The following is a 17993-nucleotide window of genomic DNA, read 5'->3' as shown; positions in this document are numbered from 1 at the left end:
CGCCCTAGCGGTTCCAGCGGCGTACCGACTTGGCCACGTCCTTGGAGCGGATCGAGCCGAGGTTGTACTCCCATGCGGCGGCCAGCCGGTCGCCGAGCAGCGCTGCGTCCAGGTAGGTCTTCGGGCGGACCGCGACGGCCCAGGTCGCCGCGGCCGCGTGACCCTGCTGACAGAGCAGGTGGTTCACGGTCGCCTCGATCCTGCTCTCGTCGTCGCCGCCGAGCCCGTTCGTCGACCACTCCTGCAGGATCGTCGTGTCGTCGGCCGTCATCCGGGCGAGGTAGGTGAGCGGACCACGCCAGTACCCGCGGCTGCCGATGCTGTCCAGGCTCTCCAGCGGGAACCAGCCGTTCTGGCAGCGCCTGCCGTTCACCGCGGACTCGACCTCGCGGGCGCGGTCGGCCGGCAGGTCCTGGATGGCCCAGTCGACGAAGTAGACGCCGGCGTCCGGGATGTGCTCTGCCACATGCGGCGCCACCGCCAGCATCCCCGGTTCGAAGAGATGCAGCTCTTCCGGTGAATCGAACACAACCTTCCCCGCCCACCCGAGTACCGCCGCCAACCGGCCGGCGTCACAGGGACCCCCCAGGTTTCCTGCACTGTCAACAAGAGCCTTTCGTACCCTCGGGGTCACCCGGGGGTCAAGGTCTTGTCCGCGTTACTGACGGTGTGCTTACTTGCGGCGGGCTGCCCGCCGGGCGAGCTCCTCCTGGTCCAGGCGTTCCGCCTCCTCGGGAGCCGGCGCACCACCGCCGTACGACGCGGGCAGCCACCAGGCGCCGGCCGGCTGCTCCGGGTAGTCGCGGATGGTCCGATCGAGCATCCCGGCCATCGTCGTCCGCAGGTGCGCGGTCGCCTCGGCGGGGTCGTCGTCGGTGCCGACCGCGATCGGCTCGCCGACGGTGATCGCGATCGCGCGATGCCGGGAGAAGTCGCGCGGATGATCCTTCGTCAGCATCCGCTGCGTCCCCCACAGGATCAGCGGGACCACCGGTACGCCGGCCTCCGCGGCCATCCGGACCGTGCCGGACTTGAACTCCTTCAGCTCGAACGACCGGCTGATCGTCGCCTCGGGGAACACCCCGACGATCTCGCCGTCGTTCAGGTAGCGGATCGCTTCCCGGTACGACGCCGTACCCGCCGACCGGTCCACCGGGATGTGGTGCATGCCGCGCATCAGCGGACCGGAGTACCGGTTGCGGAACAGCACGTCCTTGGCCATGAAGCGGACCAGTCGCTTGCTCGGCACCGCGCCGAACCCGCCCAGGATGAAGTCGACGTAGCTGATGTGATTCAGCGCGATCACCGCGCCGCCGGTCCGCGGCACGTTCTCGGTCCCGGTCATCCGGATCTTCAGGTCCAGCACCTTGAACGCGGTCTTCGCGAAGCCGATCACGGGCGGGTACACGAGGTCTCGCATCCCCCGACGCTACCGGCCCGGTCAAGACGACGGGTTAGAGTGACGGTGACAATTGGAGATCGCGGGAGCTCGCACCGTAGCGGGCTGAGAGGGCGGCTGGCCAGGAGAACGACAACTGGTCCGGCGCCGCCGACCGCCGAACCTGTCCGGGTAATTCCGGCGTAGGGAGCAGCACAGTGACTGTCAGCACGATTCGACCCACTGTCACCACCGGCCCGATCTCGGGGTCGGAGAAGATCTATCGCGGCGAGTTGGGGGTCCCGGCCCGTCGCGTCCACCTCACCAACGGCGAACACTTCGACCTGTACGACACGTCCGGTCCGTACACGGACGCGTCGGCGCGGATCGACGTACAGGCCGGTCTGCCCGCACTGCGGCGGGACTGGATCGCCGGGCGCGCGCCACTGACCCAGTTGGCGTACGCGCGAGCCGGCACCATCACGGAGGAGATGAGGTACGTCGCCCTGCGGGAGGGCATGGACCCGGAGTTCGTCCGGTCCGAGGTCGCGCGCGGCCGGGCCGTGATCCCGGCGAACCGGCGGCACCCGGAGAGCGAGCCGATGATCATCGGGAAGAAGTTCCTGGTGAAGGTGAACGCGAACATCGGCAACTCGGCGGTGACGTCGTCGGTCGAGGAGGAAGTGGAGAAGCTCGTCTGGGCTACCCGGTGGGGCGCGGACACGGTGATGGACCTGTCCACCGGCAAGAACATCCACGAGACGCGGGAGTGGATCCTGCGCAACTCGCCGGTGCCGATCGGGACGGTGCCGCTGTACCAGGCGCTGGAGAAGGTGAAGGGCGATCCGGCCGAACTGTCGTGGGAGGTGTACCGCGACACGGTGATCGAGCAGTGCGAGCAGGGCGTCGACTACATGACCGTGCACGCCGGCGTCCTGCTGCGGTACGTCCCGCTGACAGCGCGGCGGATCACCGGGATCGTGTCGCGCGGCGGGTCGATCATGGCGGCCTGGTGCCTCGCGCATCACCAGGAATCCTTCCTGTACACGCATTTCGCCGAGCTGTGCGAGATCCTGCGCGAGTACGACGTGACGTTCTCACTCGGCGACGGTCTGCGGCCCGGATGTATCGCGGATGCCAACGACGCGGCGCAGTTCGCGGAGCTGCGGACCTTGGGTGAGCTCACCAAGGTCGCCTGGGAGCACGACGTCCAGGTGATGATCGAGGGTCCGGGACACGTGCCGATGGACAAGATCGCCGAGAACGTCCGGCTCGAAGAGGAGCTGTGCGGCGAGGCGCCGTTCTACACATTGGGGCCGTTGGCAACTGATGTGGCGCCGGCGTACGACCACATCACCAGCGCGATCGGCGCGGCCCAGATCGGCTGGCTGGGTACGGCGATGCTCTGCTACGTCACGCCGAAGGAGCACCTCGGCCTGCCGGATCGCGACGATGTGAAGACCGGTGTGATCACGTACAAGATCGCTGCTCACGCGGCGGATCTGGCCAAGGGACACCCGGGCGCGCAGGCCTGGGACGACACGTTGTCGAAGGCAAGGTTCGAGTTCCGCTGGGAGGACCAGTTCAACCTCTCGCTGGATCCTGACACCGCGCGGTCCTTCCACGACGAGACCCTGCCGGCCGAGCCGGCCAAGACCGCGCACTTCTGCTCGATGTGCGGCCCGAAGTTCTGCTCGATGCGGATCACCGCCGACATCCGCGCGTACGCCGAGGAACATGGCCTGACCTCCACCGAGGCGATCGAGGCCGGCTTCGCCGAGATGTCGGAGACCTTCAAGGCCCACGACAAGAAGCTGTACCTGCCGCTGGCAGAGTGAGGATCCTGGTTCCTGCTGACGCTCGGTGAGATCCGGGGGGCGAGTCGAGATGCCTCGACCCCCGGATCCAGCGGAGAATGAGTGGATGGGCGGTCCTGCCCGACGATCACGGGGAGTGATCGGATGAACCGATTCAGGTTTTTTCCTTCACTCTACGTGAATAAGATTGTAGCCTTAACAGCGTCGGGAAGGAGGTGCAGCACAGTGGTCTTCGTTCTCACGGTAGATCAGCGGGGCAGCCGAAGCATGACCGATCTCGTACCCGAGCTACTGAACATCCTGAACCGCCGGCCCCGGCGGACCGGGTTGCTCCGCAAGTTCGAGCGGACGGCCGGCGACGAAGTGCAGGGCATCCTGTCGGAGGCGCGCGCCACGATCGACGTGATCGTCGAACTGCTGCGCGCCGACACCTGGTACGTCGGACTCGGGGTCGGTGAAGTCACGCAGCCGTTGCCGCGCAGTACGCGGGCCGGCAGTGGGGACGCGTTCGTGTTCGCGCGGGAGGCAGTGAATCGGGCCAAATCGAGCCCACACCACGTCAACGTGGTCGGCTCCGACGCGCACTGCGCCGAGCAGGTCGAGACGGTGCTGTGGCTGATGGCGTCGGTGCTGCGGCGGCGGAGCGAGCGCGGCTGGGCTGTCGCCGACCTGCTGGCCGAAGGGCTGACCCGGCGCGAGATCGGCGTGAAGCTCGGCATCAGTCAGTCCGCGGTGACGCAGCGGGCCCAGGCGGCCGGAGTCGCCGAAGAGCAACGTGGACGAGCGCTGGCGGCCGAGCTGCTCGATGCCGGGGCCACCGCGTGACGGCACTCGTCCTGTCGTTCACCGCCGCCGGCCTGATCCTCGCCGTTCTGGCGTGGGTCCCCAAGGCCGGGTCGACGCTGGAGATCGTGCTCAGCGGAGTGATGCTGGTCTGCCTGATCACCGTCGGCGTCCTGCTGCTGGCCGGCGACGGAGTCGAGGGCTGGCGTGAGCGCTGGTGGAACGTGCTGCTCCTGCTGGCCGGCGGGCTGGCAGTGACCGGTGGCGGCCCGCTGACGACATCTGTGCTGGCTCTCGTCGACCGGGGCAACACGAGAGCGCAGTCGACGCAGAAGGCCGGTGAGGTGCTGCGCGGCGGCGCTCTGATCGGTTCGCTCGAGCGCCTGGCCATCTACGCGGCGCTGGTGGCGGGATGGCCCGAGGGAGTGGCGATCGTGCTGGCCATCAAGGGCCTGGCTCGCTATCCGGAGCTGCGCAGCCCCGACCAGCCGGCTTCGGTCACGCCGCAGGCGGTTGCCGAACGCTTCATCATCGGCAGCTTCACCAGTGTGCTGTGGGCAGTGGCCTGCGCCGGCTTCCCGCTGGCGCGCTGAGGTTCAGTCCTTCAGGACGTACGTCGACATGACCTTGTCATGCCAGGTCTGCTTCTGGTCGTCCCACAGCGGCCACAGCAGGTTCAGGAAGCAGGCGTTGTTGAAGAGCCCGCTGAGGAACTCGCGCAGGAACGCCTTGCCGGCGCCCACCGGCTGGAAGTAGGCGGAGTCGACCAGCCGCAGGTTCAGCGCGCTCTTGCCGACGCTGCGACCGGTCCTGCCCTGGCGGAAGACCCGGTTCCACAGGGTCAGGCCGATGCTCGCGGCGATCCCGAGCAGGAACAGGATGATCGCGTAGGCCTGCGGGCCGTCATCGGGATAGGTGTTGTTCTCGCGGGTCGCGATGTTCGCGATGAACACGCCGTACCCGATCAGGATCGGCACTGCGCTGATCAGGGAGTCGATCAGGAAGGCGCCGGCCCGCGGACCCCAGTCGGCCAACGGAACCTGAGGTCCGTAGCCGTACCCGTACTGCGGTTGTCCGTACGGCGGCGGCATCTGCCCGTACCCGTAGGCCGGCGGCTGACCGTACGGCTGCTGGCCGTACGGACCGTATCCCTGCTGCTGGTGACCACCCTGGTAGGGCCGTCCGTCCTGCCCATACGGCGGTGGCATCGGTGTACTCACTGCGGCATCGTATTGGCAGGCGCCGGGAACGCCGAACGCCGCGACCTGAACAGGCCACGGCGTCCGGATGAAGCTTGAAACGTCAGAGCTTGATGACGTAGGTGTTGTTGATCTTGTCCGCGAACGTCTGCCGCTTCTCGTCCCACAGCGGCCACAGGTAGCCGATGTAGCAGGCGGCGCCGTCCAGGATGTGGGTGAGCTGGCGCAGGAACGCCTTGCCCGGACCGACCGGCTGGCCGCTGATCCCGTCGATCAGCTTGAGGCCCAGCGCCGACTTGCCGAGGGTCTGCCCGGTCGTGCCCTGCCGGAACACGATGTTCCAGATCCCCAGGCCGATGCCGACCAGGTAGAACAGCAGGGCCAGGATGGCCATGGCTGAACTGTTGCCGCTCGCAAGCGCGATCCCGATGCCGTACGGCACCATGATGATCAGTACGTCGATCAGCCAGCCGCCGACCCGGTTCGGCCAGGCCGCCAGGTTGCTGGGTACGCCGTACCCGCCTGGCTGACCGTACTGCTGCGGGTAGCCCGGCTGACCGCCGTACTGCGGGTAACCCGGCTGCTGCCCGTACTGCTGGGGCTGCTGCCCATACTGGCCAGGCTGCTGACCGTACTGCCCGGGCTGTTGCCCGTAGCCCGGCTGCTGGCCGCCATAGCTGGGCTGCTGCTGCCCGTACTGACCCGGCTGCTGCGCGGGCTGCCCGTACTGGCCGGGCTGGCCGTACTGACCCGGCTGCTGGGAGTCCTGCGGGCCGTAACCCGGCGGTGGCGTCGGATTGCTCACGACGATCCCTTCTAGTGAATACAGATGAGGAGTGAGTTGCAGGCTAACCGTCCGACGGCTCAGCTCCGGCTACGGATCCCACGAGATGAGAGTTACCGTTGTCCGGTGAGTCTTTCGCTGAGCGTCGTACTCCGGCCGACCGGTCCGGTCCGCCCGCTGGACCGCCGATTGCTCGGCGCGGCGGCCGTCGGAGTGGGCGGTTTCGCCCTCGCGGCCGTGTACCAGTTGTCCGGCCAGCGGATCGGCATTCCCTGCATCCTGCACGCGACCACGGGGCTGAACTGCCCGTTCTGCGGCTCGACCCGGATGGCAGCCGCCTTGCTGCGTGGGGATCTGGACGCGGCCTGGCATTTCAACCCGGTGGTGCTGGTGATCGGCCCGCTCATCGGTGTTGCCATCGGCTACCAAATGCTGGCCTGGGCGCTCGAATCGCTGCGGCTGATCCGTCTGCCCCGGTTGACGCTCAGCCCGCGCACACTCGCCTGGTTGACCAAGGCGCTGGCCGTGCTCCTGATCGTGTATGGCGTCGCCCGCAACCTGAACTGAGACGTCGCGGGCGGACCAGCGCCGCCGCCCGCGACGAGCCGTCAGCTGTACTGCGTGATGGTGTAGATCGTCGAGAGCACGATCGAGACGATGCCGCCGATCCAGGCGACCTTCGCCAGCGTGTCCGGCTTGCCCTGCTCACGGAACTTGCCCTGGGCAACCAGACCGAGGACGACCGAGGCGATACCGCAGCAGAACCAGCAGACGATGCCGATGATCGACAGCACCTGCGGGGTGTTGCTCTGTGGCGCGGCCGGAGCGCCGTACCCGTAGGCGCCGCCCGGGTACTGCCCGTACTGACCCGGCTGGCCGGGCTGCTGACCGTACTGCCCGTACTGGCCCGGCTGCTGCTGCCCGTACTGACCGGGCTGTTGGCCGTACTGCCCAGGCTGCTGCTGACCGTATCCCGGCTGCTGCCCATAGCTCTGCTGTCCCGGCTGCCCGTACTGACCGGGCTGGCCGTACTGCCCTGGCTGCTGTTGCCCATATTGGCCGGGCTGCTGACCGTACTGCCCGGGCTGACCGTATTGGCCCGGCTGCTGGCCGTACGGATCCTGCGGCTGCTCGCCGTACTGGCTCGGCTGGTCGTTCCCGCTCTCGTCGGGCGTGTCCTGCGGCCTGTTCTGGTCGTTCTGATCATCGCCGGGGGGAGGCGTCGGAGTACTCACCGCAGTCCCTTCTGAGACGTCTAGGAATCCTCGAAGGCTATCTTTTCCACAGGTTCCCGGTCACGCCCCCGCGCCGCTCCCCAGCCCCCTACGCTGAGTGGGTGACCGAGAGCCCGATGCCATTCCCACTGCCTGTCCCGCATCCGCAGTCCCAGCAGCGGCTGCCCGGCGGACCGGTCCTCGTGACCATCGGCGACATCTCCGTCGAGCAGCTCCGGATCGTCAGCCCCGCGGGGATCTTGCCCACGCGCGGGGCGAACTGGTGGGCGATGGACATGTCGCGGACGGAGGAGCGGATCCCGGGGCGGGCGATTGCGTTGGCGATCGTGTTCGCGTTGGCGTGTCTGCTCGGGCTGTTGTTCCTGTTGTGCAAGGAGCGTACGACGATCGGGTTCGTGCAGGTCAGCGTGCAGAGTGGCGGCCGCACACACACCACCCACGTCCGGGTGAACTCCGCGCACCAGGCTGCCGATGTGCTGGCCCGGGTGAACTACGCGCGGACCGTCTGCCTGTAAAACGGCCGCCGCGAGGAAATCCCTCGCGGCGGCCGGATGCCGTTGGGTGGAACGGATCAGCCGAAGCGGCCGGTGATGTAGTCCTCGGTGGCCTTCTCGGTCGGGTTGGAGAAGATCTGCTTGGTCGCGCCCATCTCGATCAGCCGGCCGGGCTTGCCGGTCGCGGCCAGGTTGAAGAACGCCGTCTGGTCCGAGACCCGGGCCGCCTGCTGCATGTTGTGCGTGACGATGACCACGGTGAACCGGTCCTTCAGTTGCTCGATCAGGTCCTCGATCGCCAGCGTGGAGATCGGGTCCAGCGCCGAGCACGGCTCGTCCATCAAGATCACCTCGGGCTCGACCGCGATCGCCCGGGCGATGCACAGCCGCTGCTGCTGACCACCGGACAGACCCGCGCCCGGCTTGTCCAGGCGGTCCTTGACCTCGTTCCACAGGTTCGCGCCGTGCAAGGACTTCTCGACCGTCTCGGTGAGCCGCTTGCGGTCCTTGACGCCGTTCAGCTTCAGCCCGGACGCGACGTTGTCGAAGATCGACATCGTCGGGAACGGGTTCGGCCGCTGGAACACCATGCCGACCACCCGGCGGACGGCGACCGGGTCGATGCCGGAGGCGTACAGGTCCTGCTGGTCCAGCAGCACCTTGCCCTCGACCCGGGCGCCGGGGATCACCTCGTGCATCCGGTTCAGGGTCCGCAGGTAGGTGGACTTGCCGCAGCCGGACGGACCGATGAACGCGGTGACCGAGCGGGGCTCGATCGTCATCGACACGTCCTCGACGGCCTTGAAGTCGCCGTAGTAGACGTTGAGGCCACTGACCTCGATGCGCTTGGCCATATCGACTCAGAACCTCTCGTGACTATTTCGACTTGACGGCGCTGAACCGGGCAACCAGCCGGGCCAGCAGATTGAGTGCCAGGACAAGGAGGATCAGGGTGAGCGCCGCCGCCCAGACCCGGTCCGCGGCCGGCTGCAGCGCCAGTTCGGTCCGGTCCTGGTTGATCATCGTCGGCAGCGCGCCCATGAACCCGTCGAACGGATTCAGGTTGATGTTCTTGGAGTAGCCGACCAGGATCAGCAGCGGCGCGGTCTCACCCATCACCCGGGCCAGGCCGAGCATCACGCCGGTGATGATGCCGCCGAACGCGGTCGGCACGACCACCTTGAGGATCGTCTTCCACTTCGGTACGCCGAGTGCGTACGACGCTTCCCGTAACTCGTCCGGGACGAGTTTCAGCATCTCCTCGGTCGACCGCAGGACGACCGGCAACATCAGCAGCACCAGCGACAGCGACACCGCGAACCCGACCCGGTTGAAGCCGAAGATCGTGATCCAGACCGCGTAGATGAACAGTGCGGCGACGATCGACGGGACACCGGTGAGGATGTCGATCATGAAGCTGACCGCCCGGGCCAGCCGGGTGCCCTTGCCGTACTCGACCAGGTAGATCGCGCCGAGGATGGCGATCGGGACCGCGATCACGGCGGTGATCAGGCCCATGATCAGGGTGCCCATGATTGCGTGGTACGCGCCGCCGCCCTCGCGCCGGACGGTGATCCCGCGCTGCGACTGGCTCCACCAGTTGGCGTCGAACAGCAGGTGGTAGCCCTTGCTGACGACGGTCCACAGGATCCAGATCAGCGGGATCATCGCGAGCACGAAGGCGAGCGTGATCAGCACGGTGGCGAGCGTGTTCTTGAAGGCCCGCGCGCCCGACTTCCCGGTCAGGTCCAGAGCCTGCCCGTCGTAGGCCGGTTTGTTGGCTGCAAGCGTGGTCACGCTACGGCTCCTTCCTTCGCGGCGGCTCCGCCGGCGCTGCGGTTGCGTCGTGTCCGCTTCCCGCCCGGTCCACTGCGGGCGACGATGAGCCGGGCCGCGGAGTTGACCAGGAACGTCACCACGAACAGCACCAGGCCGGCCGCGATGTAGGCGCCGGTCTTCTCCGGCGAGTCGAACTCGGCGGCGTTGTTGGCGATCTTCGACGCGAAGGTCTCGCCACCGGCGAAGATCGACGAGTTCCACGGGTCGTTGGCGTTCGGCACCGACAGGATGATCAGTACGGCGACGGTCTCACCGAGGGCCCGGCCCAGGCCGAGCATCGAGGCGCTCACCACACCGGACCGGCCGTACGGCAGCACGGCCATCCGGATCATCTCCCACTTGGTCGCCCCGAGCGCGAGTGCGCCCTCGCGGTGCGCGACCGGGGTCTGGGTGAAGATCTCCCGGCTGATCGCGGTGACGACCGGCAGGATCATGATGGCCAGTACGACGGACGCGGTGAACACCACGCCGACGTTGTCGCCCGGCGGCTTCTCGAACAGCGGCAGCCAGCCGAGGGCGGTGGCGAGACCGTCGATCACCGGCCGCAGGATCGGCGCGAAGAACAGGATGCCCCACAGGCCGTAGATGATCGACGGGACGGCGGCGAGCAGGTCGACCGCGTGCGCGACCGGCGTGGCCAGTCGCTTCGGCGCGTAGTACGTGACGAACAGCGCGACGCCGACCGCGATCGGGACCGCGATGATCATCGCGATGATCGAGCTGATCACAGTGGTGTAGAACATCGCCGCGATGCCGAACCGGGGCTGGTCGCCGCCGGGCTCCCAGATCCGGGAGAAGAGGAAACTGCTCTGGTCGTCGGCCAGTGCCGGGATCGCCAGCGCCAGCAGGAAGATGCCGACGAACGAGACGATCGCGATCACCAGGGCGCCGGAGCCGTGCGCCAGGCTGCTGAACAGCCGGTCGCCGAGGTGGCCGACCGGGCCGAGGTCGAGCTTCGGTCCGGCCTGGTCGCCGGTTGCTGCCACGGCGGCGGGTTCCGCCGGCCGGCCGGGCGGTTCCGTGCCGTCTGGACTACTCATCGATGGTGCTCCAAGCGCCTTGGTCGTGGGGTCAGGTCCGGACTGAGGATCAGGTTGAACCCGCTCCCGGGTCCGACGAGGCGAAGCCCCGGCCGCTTCCGATGACTCGGACCGGCCGGGGCTCGCATCAGTGCTGCTTCGTCGTCAGCGGATCGACCGACTCAGCTGATCGACTGGATCGCCGCGTCGACCTTGGTCCGGATCTCCTCCGGCAGCGGCGCGTAGTTCAGGTCGGTCAGCGACGCCTGGCCGTCCTTGCTCGCGAAGTAGGTCAGGAAGCTCTTCACCAGCGCGGTCTTCTCGGCCGGCAGACCCTTGGTGCAGGCGATCTCGTAGGTGACCAGGATGATCGGGTAGGCGCCCGCCTCCTTGGTCGCGTAGTCCAGCTTCAGCGCCAGGTCGGAGCCGGTACCGGCCGGCTTCGCGGCGGCCAGCGCCTTGCCCGCGGACTCGGCCGACAGCTCGATCGGGGTGCCCGAGCCGTTGTCGATCTGGGCGATGCCGAGCTTGTTGTCGACGGCGTACGACCACTCGACGTAGGTGATCGAGTTCTTGGTGCTCTTCACGCCCTCGGCCACACCCGCGGACTTCTCCTTGCCGGCACCCGTGCCGGTCCACTTCTTGGCCGGCTCACCGGTCCAGGCACCGGCGCCGGAGGCGGCCAGGTACTTGGAGAAGTTCTCGGTGGTGCCGGACTCGTCGGAGCGGAAGAACACCGAGATCGGGGCCGACGGCAGGGTGGCGCCCGAGTTCAGCTTGGCGATCGCCGGGTCGTTCCAGGTCTTGATGGTGCCCTGGAAGATCTTGGCGGCGGTCGGGCCGTCCAGGACCAGCTTGTCCAGGCCCTCGACGTTGTAGGCGATCGCGACCGGGCCGATGACCATCGGCAGGTCGACGGCCGCGTTGTTCGCGCAGCGCTTCGTGGCCGCGGTCATCTCCTCGGGCTTGAGGGCCGAGTCGGAGCCGGCGAAGTCGACCTGCGACGCGTTGAACTGCTTGATGCCCGCACCGGAACCGGTCGGGTTGTAGTTCACCGTGACGTCGGCGCACTTCTCGTTGTACTTGCTGATGACCTCGTCGATGGCGTTCTTCTGCGCCGAGGAACCCTCGGCGTTCAGGGTGCCCTGCGGGCAGTCGGCGGCGGCCGAGGAATCCGAGCTGCTCGGGTTCGAGGAGCCGGACGGCTCCGGGTCACTGCCACAGGCGCTCAGAGCGAGCACACCGAGGGATGCCACGGCGACGGAGCCGACGCGGAGCAGGCGATTGACGGACACGAGAGTGTTGCCCTTCTGCGGGAATCAGACTTCTGAACTTCCACAGACGGTAGGGAGACGAGGTGACCGACCGGTCCGTCGTCGGTGAACGAGCGGTGAACGATTCCAATAGCGTGTGCGACGGCTGGCGTGCCGCCAGGCGGCCAGCAGGTGAACTGCGTTAAGAGCCGTGACTCTGCGTAGAACCGAACGCCCGTCGGCCCACATTTCGGTGACGCTGGGCACATCGCCGGAGATGAACAACCGGCGTCGGGATTCAGCTGGAGAAGTCCTCCGGGGCCACGCCGTCGAGGAACTGGCGGAACCGTTCGAGCTCGGCCTGCTCCTCCTCCGGCGTCGCCACGCCGGCCTCGCGGAGCACCTGTTCGGTACAACGGATCGGCGTACCGAGCCGGACCGCGAGGGCGACCGAGTCGCTCGGCCGAGCGGACACCCGGGCACCGTTGCCGAGGACAAGCTCGGCGTAGAAGACCGCGTCGCGCAACTCGACGATCTCGACCGCCTCGATGTGGACGCCGAAGGCCTCGATCAGGTCGCGCATCAGGTCGTGGGTGAGCGGACGCGACGGGCGCAGGCCCTGCTCCTCGTAGGCGATCGCGGTCGCCTCGACCGAGCCGATCGAGATCGGCAGGTAGCGGTAGCCCTCGGTCTCGCGCAGCATCATCACCGGGGCCCGGTTGGGCGATTCCATCCGGATCCCGATCAGTGTCAGTTCTCGCATCATCGTCATGGTGCGCCCCGAACCTCTCCTCAGACCGGCACCCGGTGGGGCGCCGGTTCCTCGGTAGGAACATACCCGTCACCACCAGTGTGACTCGGGTGCCCCAGCGGCTGTGCCTGGATCGTCACCGAGCCGTGCCCGGGGTGTGTCGACGATCACCTTCAGGGGGCGCTGAAGCGCTCGTGCACCAGCCGCCCGCCGGCCAGTTGGTGGGCCACCACGAAGGCGCCGGGGGAGAACTTCCCCACCCTCAGCCCCAGCTCCCGGGCCAGCGCAGGCAGCACCGGCCGGTGCGAACAGACGGCGGTCACCTTGCCCTGTTTCCAGGCCCGGTCCGCCAGTCCACGGAGCCCGTCCGGATCGGCGTCGTACCCGCGCTCGGAGATCTCCGGCCACAGGTGAATGTGCCGTCCGATCGAGGCGGCGTACGGCCTGAGGGTCGCGATGCACCGCTCCGCGTCGCTGCTGATCAGCCGGTTCACTCCCAGTGCGGCGAGTACGCCGGTCAGGCGCTCGGCAACCGCCGTACCGGTGTCGCTGAGCGGTCTGTTGGTGTCCTTGCCGTCCCAGTCCTTGCGCTTGACCGCCGCGGCGTGCCGCACCAGGACGAGGGTGGCGACGACCGGGATCACCCGGTCGAGGTTGTCCAGGATGTCCACGTCCCGGGGATAGCTGAGCTTGGTGCGGGCCTTGTCCACCGGCAGCCAGGCGACCTCGTCCACCTCGTCGTTGGGGCGGAAGTCGCTGTTGTCGTCGACTGGTCTGGCGGACCAGTAGTGCACCAGCTTCGGCGCGGTCCCGCCGTTCTTGCGGACCGTGTAGCGCTGCACACCGACCGGTGGGCCGAGCACGACCCGGTATCCGGTCTCCTCCTCGATCTCGCGGCCGGCCGCACGCAGTACATGCTCGTGCTGATTCAGTTTCCCCTTGGGCAGGGACCAGTCGTCGTACCGGGGACGGTGCACCAGCAGCACCTGCCGGGTGTCGCGGCGCTCACGCCACACGACACCACCCGCGGCGATGACCGTCGCCGGGTTGCTCATGATGTCAGCCTAGGTAATCGGGTCAGCGGTTCTGCGTCGGCCACGCGTGGCGATGAGTCTTTCCTGCAAGTCGCGCAGCGGTTCTCCGCCCGGTCCGGTCAGTTTCGCCTGCCAGGTGTCGTCGGGCTGCAGCCACCACGACTGGGTGTCCTCGTCGAGCGCGAGGTCGAAGAGCTCGTCCAGTTCGGCGATGTGGTCCTGCTGCTTGAGCTGGACCAGCACCTCGACCCGGCGGTCCAGGTTGCGGTGCATCAGGTCGGCCGAGCCGATCCACACCTCCGGTTCACCGCCGTTCTCGAAGTAGAACACCCGGCTGTGCTCGAGGAACCGGCCCAGGATGCTGCGCACCTGGATGTTCTCGGACAGGCCGGGGATGCCGGGCCGGAGCGTGCAGATGCCGCGGATCCAGAGCTCGATCGGTACGCCGGCCTGCGACGCCCGGTACAGCGCGTCGCAGAGTGCCTCGTCGACCAGGCTGTTCACCTTGATCCGGACCTTCGCGGGCCGGCCGGCCAGGTGATGCTGCACCTCGCGCTCGATCCGCTCCATCAGGCCCCGCCGCACCGACTGGGGCGCGACCAGGATCCGCCGGTAGCCGGAGCTGCGGCCGAAGCCGGACAGGTGGTTGAACAGGTGGGCGATGTCCTCGGTGACCACCCGGTCGCTGGTGAGCAGGCCGAGGTCCTCGTACAGCCTGGCGGTCTTGGGGTGGTAGTTGCCCGTGCCGATGTGGACGTAGCGGCGCAGGCCGTCCGGCTCGTCGCGCACCACCATCGACAGCTTGCAGTGGGTCTTGAGGCCGATCACGCCGTACACCACATGACAGCCGGCATGCTCGAGCTGGCGGGCCCACTTGATGTTCGCCTGCTCGTCGAACCGGGCCTGGATCTCCACCAGCACCAGCACCTGCTTGCCCGCCTCGGCCGCGTCGATCAACGCGTCCACGATCGGGGAGTCACCCGACGTCCGGTAGAGCGTTTGCTTGATCGCCAGCACGTGCGGATCCGCGGCGGCCTGCTCGATGAACCGCTGCACGCTGGTCGAGAACGAGTCGTACGGGTGGTGCACCAGTACGTCGCGCTGCTTCAGGGCGACGAACATGTCCGCCGGGTTTGACGTCTCGACCTCCGCCAGGTGCGGATGGGTGGAGGGCACGAAGCCGGGGTACTTCAGCTCGGCCCGGTCCAGACCGGCGATGTTGAACAGGCCACGCAGGTCCAGCGGGCCAGGCAACTCGAACACCTCGGACGCGGTGACGCCCAGCTCCGACAGCAGCAGCGCCTTCACCTGCGGGTCGATCGACTCCTCCACCTCGAGCCGGACCGGCGGGCCGAACCGGCGGCGCAGCAGCTCCTTCTCGAGCGCGGCCAGCAGGTTCTCGGCGTCGTCCTCCTCGACCTCCAGGTCCTCGTTGCGGGTGACCCGGAAGGTGTGGTGCTGGGTGACCTCCATCCCCGGGAACAGCTGCCCCAGGTGGGTCGCGATGACGTCCTCCAGCGGGACGAACCGGCCCTCCGCGACCTGCACGAACCGCGGCAGCAGCGGCGGCACCTTGACCCGGGCGAAGTGGTCGCCGCCGGTGTCGGGGTTGCGGACCACGACCGCCAGGTTCAGCGACAGGCCGGAGATGTACGGGAACGGGTGCGACGGGTCGACCGCCAGCGGGGTCAGCACCGGGAAGACGCGGTCCCGGAAGAACTGGGTCATCTCCTCGCGCTCACTGTGCGCGAGCTCTTCCCAGCGGAGGATGTCGATGCCCTGCTCGGTCAGCGCCGGCTGGACCGCCTTCCGCCAGGTCTGCGCGTGCCGGTCCATCAGCTCGCGGCTGCGGGCCAGGCTCCGGTCGAGCACCTCGCGCGGAAGCAGGCCACTGGCCGCCTTCACCGCGACACCGGCGGCGATGCGGCGCTTCAGACCGGCGATCCGGACCATGAAGAACTCGTCCAGGTTGTTGGCGAAGATGGCCAGGAACTTGGCCCTCTCCAGGAGCGGGACCCGATCGTTCTCGGCCAGCTCGAGAACGCGCTGGTTGAACGCGAGCCAGCTCAGCTCGCGATCGGAAAAACGGTCCTCCGGGAGGTCGCCGGCCGCCGTGATGTCGTACGGGGGCTCGACGTCGTACTCCCGGTTGTGGGACGCCAGCAAGTCTCCTGCCACGTTGTCCAGCATCCCATCCTTTGGTGAACGGGAGGTAGCCACGGGCATGTCCGATTCGCAGGCTGGTGCCGTCCCGGACCGGCTGCTGTTGCTAGCGTCTCGCCTTGTGAACCCACGACTGGACGCGCTGCTCGGCAACGCGGTGTCCGCCGTTCAGGCGAACGCGGTGAAGCCGCTGTACGCGCTGCCCACGGCCGTTCGGAGGCGGCTGGCCGGTGCGCCGATCCAGATCGACGGCAACACTCTTGACCCCGAGGTGCAACTGCTCCTGCGCGTTGAGGGTTTGTTGCCAAGCACAACGAAATCGGACGTGGCCACGGCACGTGCGCATCTGCGCACGGTATGCAAGCTGGTCGCCGGGAACCCGCGGGAACTACACCGTGTGACCGAGCTCACCGTCCGTGGTGCCGACGGTCAGCTCGGCGCCCGCTTGTACGTGCCCAGGGACGCTGGTCGTGGGCTGCTCGTGTTCCTCCACGGCGGTGGCTGGGTCGTCGGCGACCTCGATACCCACGACTGCCTGTGCCGGGCGCTGGCCGACGAAGCCGGTCTCCGGATCCTTTCGGTGGACTACCGCCTGGCCCCGGAGGCGCCCGCGCCCACGGCCGCGGAGGATGCCATTGCGGCCTTCACCTGGGCGGTCGACCACGCCGAGGACCTCGGGGTCGATCCCGCGCTGGTCGCTGTCGGCGGCGACAGTGCCGGCGGGAATCTGGCCGCCGTGGTCGCCCAGCAGTGCGTCAGCCGCGACCTCCCGCGTCCGGCGCTTCAGGTCCTCCTGTATCCGGGACTCGACCTCGTTCACCGACGCCCCAGCCGGGACCTGTTCCCGGACGGCTTCATCATCACCGAGCACGACATCATCTGGTACCGGGACCACTACACCCCTGACCCCGGGGTCAGGCCGGACCCACTGGTCTCGCCCATTCTGACCCCCGACCTCACCGGTTTGGCGCCTACCTACATCGCCACCGGCGGCTTCGATCCCCTCCGCGATGACGGCAACGAGTACGCCGACGCGCTGAAGTCAGCCGGCGTCGAGGTCACTCACATCTGCCACAGCGGGCTGACCCACGGCTTCATGAATCTTCTTGCCGTCCCCGGCGCTGTCCAGGAGGCACGCGCTCATCTCACCGATCACCTCAGAGCCGTGCTCCGCTGATCGACGGTGGGGCCAGGAGCCGCCCGGCTGGGGGGTAAGAGGCACGGACGGCTCCTGGTTGATGGTGGGACGTTTCCGGCCGCGGTTCATGACGCGAAGTGAGCTCGCAGCTTCGCTGTGACGTCACTCACAGGGTGGCGGAGGGTGCGTACTGGACGTCCAGCGCAGCTGTGATGAAGCCGAGGGACGTGTAGAGACGTCGGGCCGCAGTGTTCGTGCCGTCGACATACAGCACGATCGCATCGAGGCCGCGGTCATCCTGGAGATAGCGGAGACCCTGGAGCGTCAGCGCCTTGCCCAAGCCGCTGCCCTGGTGGTCGGGGGAGACCCCGACCACGTAGACCTCTCCGACCCCGTCCTCGACCTTCGTCCAGTGGAAACCGGCCAGATCGCCGCTCTTGGCGTCCACAGCCAGGAAGAAGCCGGCCGCATCGAACCACGGCTGCTGCAGCCGCTCGGCCAGATCCTCCGCCGTCCAACTGCCCTGCTCGGGGTGGTCCGCGAACGCCCGCGCGTTCACCTGCAGCCACGCCGCGTCGTCCTGTCCCTGCACAAACGTCCGTACGTCGATGCCCTCGGCCCACACCGGGTCGGGCAGTGCCGCCCGGGTACGCCGGAGGAAGTAGAGCTCCCGCGTGACCTCCAGACCGAGCCGTGTAGCGAGCTCGTCGGAGCCGGGCAGCCGCCCATGGGCCCAGACCCGGATCCGGTCACCACCGTGGTCGAGCAGCATCCGGAGCAGCGCCGTGCCGGTGCCTTGGCGTCGTGCCGACGGGGTGACGACCAGCTCGGCGGAGCCGTCGGCGGCCAGGGCGCCGTACCCGATCAGGTTCCGGGCGCTCTGCAGGCCGGAGACCTCGATGATTCCGGGTTCGCCCTCGTACGCGAGGACGTGGACGTCACCGGAGTGCTCGCCGTCGAGATGGAGCAGCGTGCGCTCCGACAACGGGTTCACTCCGTCGCTCTGTGCCGCCGCATGGGCGAGCTCTGTGACGGCGGCGGCAGTGGCCGAAGGCAACGGTGAGGGTACGGCTTCGAGAGTCACTCCAATACCGTAAAAGGTCCGG

General features: G+C 68.0%; 19 protein-coding genes. 6 read left to right on the top strand and 13 right to left on the bottom strand.

Translation table 11 applies throughout. From position 1 onward, the window contains the following. Positions 1-4: 4 nt before the first annotated feature. Both E0H73_RS09830 and E0H73_RS09825 read right to left on the bottom strand, forming a co-directional pair. Positions 5-529 carry a hypothetical protein gene (locus E0H73_RS09830; protein WP_165555559.1) on the bottom strand — a complete coding sequence of 175 codons (525 nt, stop codon included), beginning with the start codon at positions 527-529 and terminating at the stop codon, positions 5-7. Positions 530-673: 144 nt separating this feature from the next. After that, positions 674-1420: a lysophospholipid acyltransferase family protein gene (locus E0H73_RS09825; RefSeq protein ID WP_131353170.1), complete on the bottom strand. Its 747-nt coding sequence runs from the start codon at positions 1418-1420 to the stop codon at positions 674-676. 176 nt (positions 1421-1596) lie between these two features. On the opposite strand from E0H73_RS09825, the gene thiC reads away from it, so the two are divergent. The 3 genes from thiC to E0H73_RS09810 all read left to right on the top strand — a co-directional run bounded on the left by thiC (position 1597) and on the right by E0H73_RS09810 (position 4571). After that, positions 1597-3216 (top strand): phosphomethylpyrimidine synthase ThiC, encoded by a 1620-nt coding sequence (gene thiC, locus E0H73_RS09820; protein ID WP_131353169.1) that lies wholly within the window; start codon positions 1597-1599, stop codon positions 3214-3216. 246 nt (positions 3217-3462) lie between these two features. Then, positions 3463-4020, top strand: coding sequence for a transposase (locus tag E0H73_RS09815; RefSeq protein ID WP_165555558.1), 558 nt, complete (start codon positions 3463-3465; stop codon positions 4018-4020). Beyond that, complete coding sequence (locus E0H73_RS09810) at positions 4017-4571, top strand: hypothetical protein (RefSeq protein ID WP_131353167.1); 555 nt, start codon at positions 4017-4019, stop codon at positions 4569-4571. The genes E0H73_RS09815 and E0H73_RS09810 overlap by 4 nt, the downstream gene beginning before the upstream one ends. A 3-nt stretch (positions 4572-4574) precedes the next feature. Here E0H73_RS09810 and E0H73_RS09805 read toward each other — a convergent pair whose 3' ends face one another. Both E0H73_RS09805 and E0H73_RS09800 read right to left on the bottom strand, forming a co-directional pair. Next, positions 4575-5198 (bottom strand): RDD family protein, encoded by a 624-nt coding sequence (locus E0H73_RS09805; protein ID WP_131353166.1) that lies wholly within the window; start codon positions 5196-5198, stop codon positions 4575-4577. A gap of 82 nt (positions 5199-5280) precedes the next feature. Then, positions 5281-5982 carry an RDD family protein gene (locus E0H73_RS09800; RefSeq protein ID WP_131353165.1) on the bottom strand — a complete coding sequence of 234 codons (702 nt, stop codon included), beginning with the start codon at positions 5980-5982 and terminating at the stop codon, positions 5281-5283. A gap of 105 nt (positions 5983-6087) precedes the next feature. Between E0H73_RS09800 and E0H73_RS09795 the strand changes: the two genes are divergently transcribed. Further along, complete coding sequence (locus E0H73_RS09795; protein ID WP_238163907.1) at positions 6088-6528, top strand: DUF2752 domain-containing protein; 441 nt, start codon at positions 6088-6090, stop codon at positions 6526-6528. Between the two features lie 41 nt (positions 6529-6569). Here the strand turns inward: E0H73_RS09795 and E0H73_RS46520 are convergent, their stop codons facing one another. Next, positions 6570-7196: a DUF4190 domain-containing protein gene (locus E0H73_RS46520; RefSeq protein ID WP_202867276.1), complete on the bottom strand. Its 627-nt coding sequence runs from the start codon at positions 7194-7196 to the stop codon at positions 6570-6572. Positions 7197-7297: 101 nt separating this feature from the next. Here E0H73_RS46520 and E0H73_RS09785 point away from each other — a divergent pair, with 101 nt between their 5' ends. Then, positions 7298-7711, top strand: coding sequence for a hypothetical protein (locus E0H73_RS09785; RefSeq protein WP_131353163.1), 414 nt, complete (start codon positions 7298-7300; stop codon positions 7709-7711). Positions 7712-7767: 56 nt separating this feature from the next. Here E0H73_RS09785 and pstB read toward each other — a convergent pair whose 3' ends face one another. The 7 genes from pstB to E0H73_RS09750 form a co-directional block, all read right to left on the bottom strand. Next, on the bottom strand, positions 7768-8544 hold the full coding sequence (pstB, locus tag E0H73_RS09780) for a phosphate ABC transporter ATP-binding protein PstB (RefSeq protein ID WP_131353162.1): 777 nt from the start codon (positions 8542-8544) through the stop codon (positions 7768-7770). 22 nt (positions 8545-8566) lie between these two features. After that, positions 8567-9487 carry a phosphate ABC transporter permease PstA gene (gene pstA, locus E0H73_RS09775; protein WP_131353161.1) on the bottom strand — a complete coding sequence of 307 codons (921 nt, stop codon included), beginning with the start codon at positions 9485-9487 and terminating at the stop codon, positions 8567-8569. After that, a complete protein-coding gene (gene pstC, locus E0H73_RS09770; protein WP_131353160.1) occupies positions 9484-10569 on the bottom strand; it encodes a phosphate ABC transporter permease subunit PstC in 1086 nt (361 codons plus the stop codon). The genes pstA and pstC overlap by 4 nt, the downstream gene beginning before the upstream one ends. A 161-nt stretch (positions 10570-10730) precedes the next feature. Next, on the bottom strand, positions 10731-11843 hold the full coding sequence (gene pstS, locus E0H73_RS09765; protein ID WP_131353159.1) for a phosphate ABC transporter substrate-binding protein PstS: 1113 nt from the start codon (positions 11841-11843) through the stop codon (positions 10731-10733). Positions 11844-12099: 256 nt separating this feature from the next. Next, positions 12100-12573: a bifunctional nuclease family protein gene (locus E0H73_RS09760; protein ID WP_131353158.1), complete on the bottom strand. Its 474-nt coding sequence runs from the start codon at positions 12571-12573 to the stop codon at positions 12100-12102. Between the two features lie 152 nt (positions 12574-12725). Continuing rightward, positions 12726-13607, bottom strand: coding sequence for an NUDIX hydrolase (locus E0H73_RS09755; RefSeq protein ID WP_131353157.1), 882 nt, complete (start codon positions 13605-13607; stop codon positions 12726-12728). A gap of 9 nt (positions 13608-13616) precedes the next feature. Next, the gene (locus E0H73_RS09750) at positions 13617-15776 is read right to left on the bottom strand and encodes an RNA degradosome polyphosphate kinase (RefSeq protein WP_131353156.1); all 2160 of its coding nucleotides are present in this window, start codon (positions 15774-15776) and stop codon (positions 13617-13619) included. Between the two features lie 94 nt (positions 15777-15870). On the opposite strand from E0H73_RS09750, the gene E0H73_RS09745 reads away from it, so the two are divergent. Further along, on the top strand, positions 15871-16926 hold the full coding sequence (locus E0H73_RS09745; protein WP_238163906.1) for an alpha/beta hydrolase: 1056 nt from the start codon (positions 15871-15873) through the stop codon (positions 16924-16926). 127 nt (positions 16927-17053) lie between these two features. Here E0H73_RS09745 and mshD read toward each other — a convergent pair whose 3' ends face one another. Then, the gene (gene mshD / locus E0H73_RS09740; RefSeq protein ID WP_131353155.1) at positions 17054-17971 is read right to left on the bottom strand and encodes a mycothiol synthase; all 918 of its coding nucleotides are present in this window, start codon (positions 17969-17971) and stop codon (positions 17054-17056) included. Positions 17972-17993 lie beyond the last annotated feature (22 nt).

This window comes from Kribbella pittospori, from assembly GCF_004331465.1.
GTDB lineage: Bacteria > Actinomycetota > Actinomycetes > Propionibacteriales > Kribbellaceae > Kribbella > Kribbella pittospori.
This window is presented reverse-complemented; position numbering and strand designations above follow the sequence as displayed.

Coding starts and splice junctions, on each gene's coding strand:
- E0H73_RS09825 (WP_131353170.1), bottom strand. CDS start 1,420: ATGCGAGACCTCGTGTACCCGCCCGTGATCGGCTTCGCGAAGACCGCG.
- E0H73_RS09815 (WP_165555558.1), top strand. CDS start 3,463: ATGACCGATCTCGTACCCGAGCTACTGAACATCCTGAACCGCCGGCCC.
- pstB (WP_131353162.1), bottom strand. CDS start 8,544: ATGGCCAAGCGCATCGAGGTCAGTGGCCTCAACGTCTACTACGGCGAC.
- pstC (WP_131353160.1), bottom strand. CDS start 10,569: ATGAGTAGTCCAGACGGCACGGAACCGCCCGGCCGGCCGGCGGAACCC.
- E0H73_RS09760 (WP_131353158.1), bottom strand. CDS start 12,573: ATGACGATGATGCGAGAACTGACACTGATCGGGATCCGGATGGAATCG.
- E0H73_RS09755 (WP_131353157.1), bottom strand. CDS start 13,607: ATGAGCAACCCGGCGACGGTCATCGCCGCGGGTGGTGTCGTGTGGCGT.
- E0H73_RS09750 (WP_131353156.1), bottom strand. CDS start 15,776: ATGCTGGACAACGTGGCAGGAGACTTGCTGGCGTCCCACAACCGGGAG.